Genomic DNA, 6,660 nt, shown 5'->3' on the forward strand with positions numbered 1-6,660 from the left:
GCTACTATTATTTGTCTTGGCCATATTCTGATACTATTTATAAGTTGAATGATTTAATTCTTGAGGAGGAGTTGACTCCAAAATCCGGAATTAATTTCACTTACATTTCTGGAAAAGCAATGCCATGGGGTGAAGGATTTACTGTTTTTGCCACCTCTAAAGAAGCTTCTTCCCACATTTTCTTACTTCACGATCCATCAAATGATCTATTCATAAGAGCTTCCAAAACTCATGAATCAGGGGATGGGGAATCTAGATTTGAAAGAACCAAACACTATGTTTTGTCCTTTTTCTCCGGAGATTGGGAACCCCTTGGGGAATATTTTTTTGACTTTGAACATGAATTGGATTTAGAAAATTGGTTTTTGACATCGAGGGGATTGTTTATAAATAAGCCACAACAAGCCAATGAAGACCAATATGAATTTTATCGCATCGACTTGTCGAAGGTAAAAAAATGAAATGTCCATTGTTACTAGAAAACACCTTTAAACTTATGTCATTAAAAACACTTTTAATTTCAATTTCTTTCATTCTCCTTCCAATATATAGCTATGGGCAAGGGGTCAACTTTCAGGCGATTTCACTCAAGGAGGCGTTCGAGCAAGCCGCCATAGATCAGAAACATGTATTGGTTATGTTTGGAACGACCCACTGTGGATATTCTTTGTTGGCCTATCATTCATTGGGGAACAGCAAGGAGGCAGGAGATTTTATCAACCAAAATTTTATCAGTGTGGCATATGGCCACCCCGAAGGTCTGAAGGCCGAAACCATGTCTGAACTTTTCGAAACAGGGATTGATGAAGGGTATAAAATCAAAGAAAACAATGAGGAAACGATATTTACAAACTATTTTGTTTTTCCTAATTTCTTCATTTTTGACCATGAAGGCAGGATAAAATATATTTTTACCGGAAGTAGAAAAATTGAAAAGCGGGTTATGAAGGCTGCCAAAAAAGGGATGGGTCCAAAAACCCAAACTCCTTTTTTGTTTTCCACCTATTTTAATAACAAGATGTACCCAAAAAATAAGGAATCCCTCACCATGCTCTCAGAAACCATGCTAGCCTATCACCAATTTGAAATTCCGGATAGTTTGGATTTCAGCAAGACTCAAACAGCAAAGTGGGAAGACTTTTTGTTGTCAGAATCAAATGAGGTAGCTGCTCTTCAATATATTGAGCGATCTTTTGAATATGGGGATTTTTATTTCAATCAATTTTTGGCCGCATTGATTTATGATAAAACCGGAAATCCTGAGAAAGCAATTTTCCACGCAAAAAACGCCCTATCCAATTATCCAAAACACTGGAGTCAAAACAAAAGACTATTATCGGATGAGTTGTTGAAAAATTACCTCCTGGAAATGGGGATTGACTTTGGACAGGAAACCCCTTCGGTTCAATAAGCCGGCTATAGATTATTCCCTGTTTACAAAAACCATTAAAAAAACCCTGACCGGGATAGTCCGCTCAGGGTTTTTGAACTTTCAAAATTCTAAATTTTTTACTTTCTCGGTTCTAGCCTCTAGTCTCCCGCTTCTCAAGTCAACATCGCTCCATCCACTTGGATGACTTGTCCTGAGATATACGAACTCATATCCGAAGCCAGGAATACGCAGGCATTGGCAACTTCTTCCGGTTGACCGCCCCGCTTCATCGGAATGCCGTCTCTCCAGCCTTGGACAGTTTTCTCATCCAATACCGCTGTCATTTCCGTTTCGATAAATCCCGGGGCCACGGCATTTGCCCTGATGTTTCTTGAGCCCAATTCAAGTGCGACCGACTTGGTAAAGCCTATAATGCCGGATTTGGAAGCTGCATAATTGGCCTGACCGGCATTTCCTTTGATGCCGACGACGGAAGTGATGTTGATGATGGAACCTGACTTGGCTTTCATCATGGGGCGGGTAGCCGCTTTGACAGTATTGAAACAGGATTTGAGGTTGACTCCGATGACTTCATCCCAAGCTTCCTCGGTCATTCTCATCAGGAGATTGTCACGTGTGATGCCTGCATTGTTGACCAAGATGTCCAAACTGCCGAATTCTGTCACGACGCCATTTACTAGCTCTTCAGCAGCTTTGAAATCAGAGGCATCTGAACGGTAGCCTTTCGCTTTGATACCGAATGCAGTCAGTTCTGCTTCAAGAGCCTGCCCTTTTTCTACACTTGAAAGGTAAGTAAAGGCCACATTGGCACCTTCTTGGGCGAACTTTACGGCGATTGCCTTACCGATTCCTTTGGATGCCCCGGTGATCAGAGCTGTTTTTCCGCTTAATAATCCCATGTTATTTTCTTTGGTTGGTTTCTGTTAAAAACCCAAAAATAAGGATTTTTTTTTTCAATGATTGTGCACGCAGAGACGCGAAGACGCGAAGGGGTGAATAATGTTTAATGATGAATGCATCAGGTTTTTTTCGATACTTGAAATAAATTGAATTTTATCATCTCAAATTGAAGAATTCTAAAATTTTTCATTGCGTACATAGCGAAACCTTTGCCCTCTTTGCGGTAAAAGAAAAAAATATTGACCCAATCAAATTAGTTTTGGTTTTTTAAATGAATCTTATTTAGGAAAGTCTCCTGTCTCAAATCTCTCATCTTATGTCTGATTCTGATTTTTTTCTCAGCCTAAAAGCCCTATTTTTGCGAAGCTTATTTTAATATTAAATAGTAAGAATATGTCTTCAACAAAATATGATGTGATTGTTTTGGGCTCCGGTCCGGGTGGGTATGTAGCGGCGATCCGTGCTGCCCAATTGGGTTTGAAAACCGCAGTAGTAGAAGCTGCTGAACTCGGTGGAATATGCCTCAATTGGGGTTGTATCCCAACAAAAGCATTGATCAAAAGTGCCCAGGTTTTTGAATATATCCACCATGCCGAAGATTATGGAATCAAGGTAAAAGATGCAGAAGTGGATTTCACGGCCATGGTCAAAAGAAGCCGTGATGTAGCGGGAGGCATGTCCAAAGGGATTCAGTTTTTACTGAAAAAAAATAAAATCGACCAACTTTTAGGCTGGGGAAAAGTACAGCCCGGCAAAAAAATCGAAGTTGCAGACAGCGAAGGTAAAAAAACCGTCTATGCCGCAGACCATATCATCATCGCAACAGGAGGCCGTGCACGCGAACTTCCTGCTGTAAAAATCGACAACGAAAAAATAATTGGCTATCGCAAAGCCATGGTTTTGGAAAAGAAGCCTGAAAAAATGGTTGTGGTAGGTTCAGGAGCTATCGGTGTCGAATTCGCCTATGTGTACAGCTCCATTGGCACAGAAGTGACCATTGTAGAGTTTATGGACAGGATTGTGCCAAATGAAGATGAGGAGGTTTCCAAAACTTTGGAAAAAATCTATAAGAAAAACGGATTGAAAATCATGACCTCTACCGAGGTGACTGCAGTGGATACCAAAGGTAAAGGCTGTAAGGTAACCGTAAAAGACAAGAAGGGGGCAGAAACAGTCATCGAATGTGATGTGGTTCTTTCAGCGGTAGGGGTTGTATCTAATGTTGAAAACATCGGCCTGGAAGACGTCGGAATTTTGGTTGAGCGTGGCAAAATCAAAACTGACGAATATTACCGCACCAATATGCCTGGATATTATGCCATCGGTGATGTGACTACAGGACCGGCTTTGGCGCACGTTGCCTCAGCTGAGGGAATCATCTGTGTAGAGAAAATTGCCAATCATCATCCTGAACCGCTTGATTACAACAATATCCCGGGCTGTACTTATTGTATTCCTGAGATTTCTTCAGTAGGATATACTGAAGCCAAAGCAAAAGAAGCAGGCTATGAAGTGAAAGTGGGCAAGTTCCCTTTTTCTGCCTCAGGAAAAGCATCAGCTGCCGGAGCCAAAGACGGTTTTGTGAAGTTGATTTTTGATGCCAAATACGGAGAGCTTTTGGGCGCTCACATGATAGGTGCCAATGTGACCGAAATGATCGCTGAGATCGTTGCTATCCGAAAACTTGAGACTACAGGTATGGATTTGATCAAAACAGTGCATCCACATCCAACGATGTCAGAAGCCATCATGGAAGCTGCAGCACAGGCTTATGGAGAGGTGATTCACCTCTGATAGAGATTTCTTTTGCAAAGATTGAAAAAACCCGAAAGCCTTTTCGGGTTTTTGTTTTAAAGCATAAATCTTTTATAACTTCAAGAAATCATGGAACTTCAAATATCCACTCCAGCCTTACTTTTCTCTGCCATCACCTTGATGATGCTCGCTTTTACCAACAGGTTTTTGGCCGTTGCAAGTCTGATTCGCGGACTTCATAAAAAATATCTGGAAAACCCCGATCAGGAAATTATCATTGAACAAATTCATAACCTTAAGCGACGTCTCAGCATGATCAAATACATGCAGTTGTGCGGGGTATTGAGTTTTTTCCTTTGCGTGGTTTGCATGTTTCTCATATTTATGGAAATACAGCCGGCTGCTGATTATGTGTTCATCACGAGTATGCTGACATTGCTTGTTTCTTTGGGGATATCTTTGGTAGAAGTATTCATATCCACCCAAGCGCTCAAGTTGGAGTTGCAGGACATGGAAAACATCTTCGAAAAGAGAAAAAGCAGCCTTGATTTTTGGTTCAAAAAAGATAAAAACGATGAGTAAATTTTATAATGTCATTACAATCTTCATCCTAGGGGTTATCCTTTTTTCCTGTCAATCCACAAAATCAGGAAAAGGAGAATCCAATCAAGAATCTACCGAATTCCGAATTTTGGTGGGATCAATTACTGAGGCCAAGGAATTTTACTCTTGGACTTCAGACCGAATTCCATTGGTCAGTGCGCACCGTGGCGGGCCATATCCGGGTTTTCCGGAGAATGCAATTGAGACTTTCCAAAACGTCATCAAACATACCCCTTCCATCATAGAATTTGATGTTGCGCTTTCCAAAGACTCAGTTTTGGTGCTCATGCATGACAATACTTTGGAGAGAACTACTACCGGTTCCGGTAAAGTCATTGACCTTACTTTTGAAGAAATCAGGAAGCTGAAATTGGTAGACAATGAAGGAAATGAAACCGGTTTTCAGGTGCCGACTTTGGAAGAGGCATTGGCTTGGGGAAAAGGAAAAGCGTTGTTTACTGTAGATGTCAAGCGTGAAGTTCCTTTCGAAATGGTCGTTGATGCGATCAAAAAGCACAATGCAGAACCTTATGCAGCTGTCATCACCTACAGTGTAGATGCGGCAAAAAAAATACATCGCCTGCATCCTGACTTGATGCTTTCTGTTACAATTCGCAATGAGGAGGAATTAAAAAGATTTGAAGATTCAGGTATTCCAGTTGACCAATGGATTGCATTTACAGGTACTTCGGAAAGAAGTCCTGAGTTTAATGCCCAGCTTCATGGGTTGGGAGTATTTACGATTTTGGGTGTATTGGGCAACCTTGATAAAAGTGCGGTGGCAAGAGGAGATGAGCTTTATGTTGATTTTGTCAATAAAGGAGCAGATATTCTAGCCACCGATCGTCCGATCGAAGCTGCGGAGGCGATAATGTCTTTGATTCCTGAGAAAAGTTCGAAAAGTAAATACTTTGAAATGCAGAAGAAATAAAATAGAAAAATGACTATAGATCTAAGAAGTGATACCCTTACCAAGCCTACCAAAGGCATGCTTGAAGCCATGTGGTCAGCACAAGTGGGTGATGATGTTTTTGGTGAGGATCCGACTGTCAATGCTTTGGAGCAGAAATTGGCTGACATGTTTGGGATGGAAGCTGGGCTTTTTTGTCCATCAGGCACCATGACCAATCAGATTGCGATCAGGCTTCATACAGGACCGCAAACCGAGGTAATCTGCCACAAATATTCCCATATCTACCTTTACGAAGGGGGTGGCATCATGTCAAATTCCCATGCTTCTGTCAAACTTTTGGAGGGAGAGTATGGTAAAATCAGTCCTGCCGACATTGCTGATGCCATCAGTCCTGATGATGTACATGCGCCGGAGACGAGGTTGGTTTCTTTGGAAAACACCATGAACAAAGGGGGTGGAAGTATTTATACTTTGGAAGAAATCAAGCCCATCAAAGCCCTTTGCGAAAAGTATGGGATCAAATTGCACTTGGATGGAGCGCGCATATTCAATGCCTTGGCTGTCACCGGAGAAATTCCCAAGTCTTGGGGTCCGATGTTCGATACCATTTCTGTTTGCCTGAGCAAAGGTTTGGGTTGTCCTGTAGGTTCAGTCCTTTTGGGAACCAAATCAGATATCAAGCGTGCTAGAAAAGTCAGAAAAGCTTTTGGTGGAGGGATGCGCCAAGCAGGATTTTTGGCAGCTGCTGGAATCTATGCCTTAGATCACCAAGTCAAAAGGTTGACAGAAGACCACGATAGGGCAAAGGAATTAGGTAAAATCTTGGAAAAACATCAATGGGTATCTGAGGTTTTTCCCGTTGTCACCAATATCGTCATCGCGAGATTAAAAGACATCACCCCAGCCGAAATGCTTCAGAAGTTAGATATTGCAGGAATCAAAGCTGTCCGATTCGGCAAAGACCAGATCAGGTTTGTGACACACCTGGATTTTGGGGACGAGGGATTGGAAGAGTTTGGAAAAAGGATCAGGGAAATAAGGTAGAAATATGCTTTGCGAAATAGGTTGAAATAATTAGAGCAGAAATAGTGAGAGA

Annotated in this window: 7 protein-coding genes; 6 read left to right on the plus strand and 1 reads right to left on the minus strand. The window is 41.7% G+C overall.

Features of this window, described 5'->3' with window-relative positions; all coding sequences use genetic code 11:
- Together ACZFYI_RS13305 and ACZFYI_RS13310 are read left to right on the plus strand one after the other, a co-directional pair.
- On the plus strand, nucleotides 1-461 hold a 461-nt coding region (locus tag ACZFYI_RS13305), incomplete at its 5' end, for a hypothetical protein (RefSeq protein ID WP_462524615.1).
- Between the two features lie 35 nt (nucleotides 462-496).
- Entirely contained in the window at nucleotides 497-1,411 is a 915-nt protein-coding gene (locus ACZFYI_RS13310) for a hypothetical protein (protein WP_462524616.1), read from the plus strand.
- Nucleotides 1,412-1,545: 134 nt separating this feature from the next.
- Here ACZFYI_RS13310 and fabG read toward each other — a convergent pair whose 3' ends face one another.
- On the minus strand, nucleotides 1,546-2,292 hold the full coding sequence (gene fabG, locus ACZFYI_RS13315) for a 3-oxoacyl-[acyl-carrier-protein] reductase (RefSeq protein WP_462524617.1): 747 nt from the start codon (nucleotides 2,290-2,292) through the stop codon (nucleotides 1,546-1,548).
- 394 nt (nucleotides 2,293-2,686) lie between these two features.
- On the opposite strand from fabG, the gene lpdA reads away from it, so the two are divergent.
- The 4 genes from lpdA (at nucleotide 2,687) to ACZFYI_RS13335 (ending at nucleotide 6,608) form a co-directional block, all read left to right on the plus strand.
- On the plus strand, nucleotides 2,687-4,087 hold the full coding sequence (gene lpdA, locus ACZFYI_RS13320) for a dihydrolipoyl dehydrogenase (RefSeq protein WP_462524618.1): 1,401 nt from the start codon (nucleotides 2,687-2,689) through the stop codon (nucleotides 4,085-4,087).
- A gap of 90 nt (nucleotides 4,088-4,177) precedes the next feature.
- Nucleotides 4,178-4,630, plus strand: coding sequence for a DUF2721 domain-containing protein (locus ACZFYI_RS13325; RefSeq protein ID WP_462524619.1), 453 nt, complete (start codon nucleotides 4,178-4,180; stop codon nucleotides 4,628-4,630).
- Entirely contained in the window at nucleotides 4,623-5,582 is a 960-nt protein-coding gene (locus tag ACZFYI_RS13330; protein WP_462524620.1) for a glycerophosphodiester phosphodiesterase family protein, read from the plus strand. Before ACZFYI_RS13325 ends, ACZFYI_RS13330 begins: the two co-directional genes overlap by 8 nt.
- A gap of 9 nt (nucleotides 5,583-5,591) precedes the next feature.
- Nucleotides 5,592-6,608: a threonine aldolase family protein gene (locus tag ACZFYI_RS13335; protein ID WP_462524621.1), complete on the plus strand. Its 1,017-nt coding sequence runs from the start codon at nucleotides 5,592-5,594 to the stop codon at nucleotides 6,606-6,608.
- Nucleotides 6,609-6,660 lie beyond the last annotated feature (52 nt).

Source organism: Aquiflexum sp. (genome assembly GCF_977115555.1).

Excerpts from the sequence above, each read along its gene's own strand:
- ACZFYI_RS13310 (WP_462524616.1), top strand. The coding sequence starts at position 497 with ATGTCATTAAAAACACTTTTAATTTCAATTTCTTTCATTCTCCTTCCA.
- fabG (WP_462524617.1), bottom strand. The coding sequence starts at position 2,292 with ATGGGATTATTAAGCGGAAAAACAGCTCTGATCACCGGGGCATCCAAA.
- lpdA (WP_462524618.1), top strand. The coding sequence starts at position 2,687 with ATGTCTTCAACAAAATATGATGTGATTGTTTTGGGCTCCGGTCCGGGT.
- ACZFYI_RS13325 (WP_462524619.1), top strand. The coding sequence starts at position 4,178 with ATGGAACTTCAAATATCCACTCCAGCCTTACTTTTCTCTGCCATCACC.
- ACZFYI_RS13330 (WP_462524620.1), top strand. The coding sequence starts at position 4,623 with ATGAGTAAATTTTATAATGTCATTACAATCTTCATCCTAGGGGTTATC.
- ACZFYI_RS13335 (WP_462524621.1), top strand. The coding sequence starts at position 5,592 with ATGACTATAGATCTAAGAAGTGATACCCTTACCAAGCCTACCAAAGGC.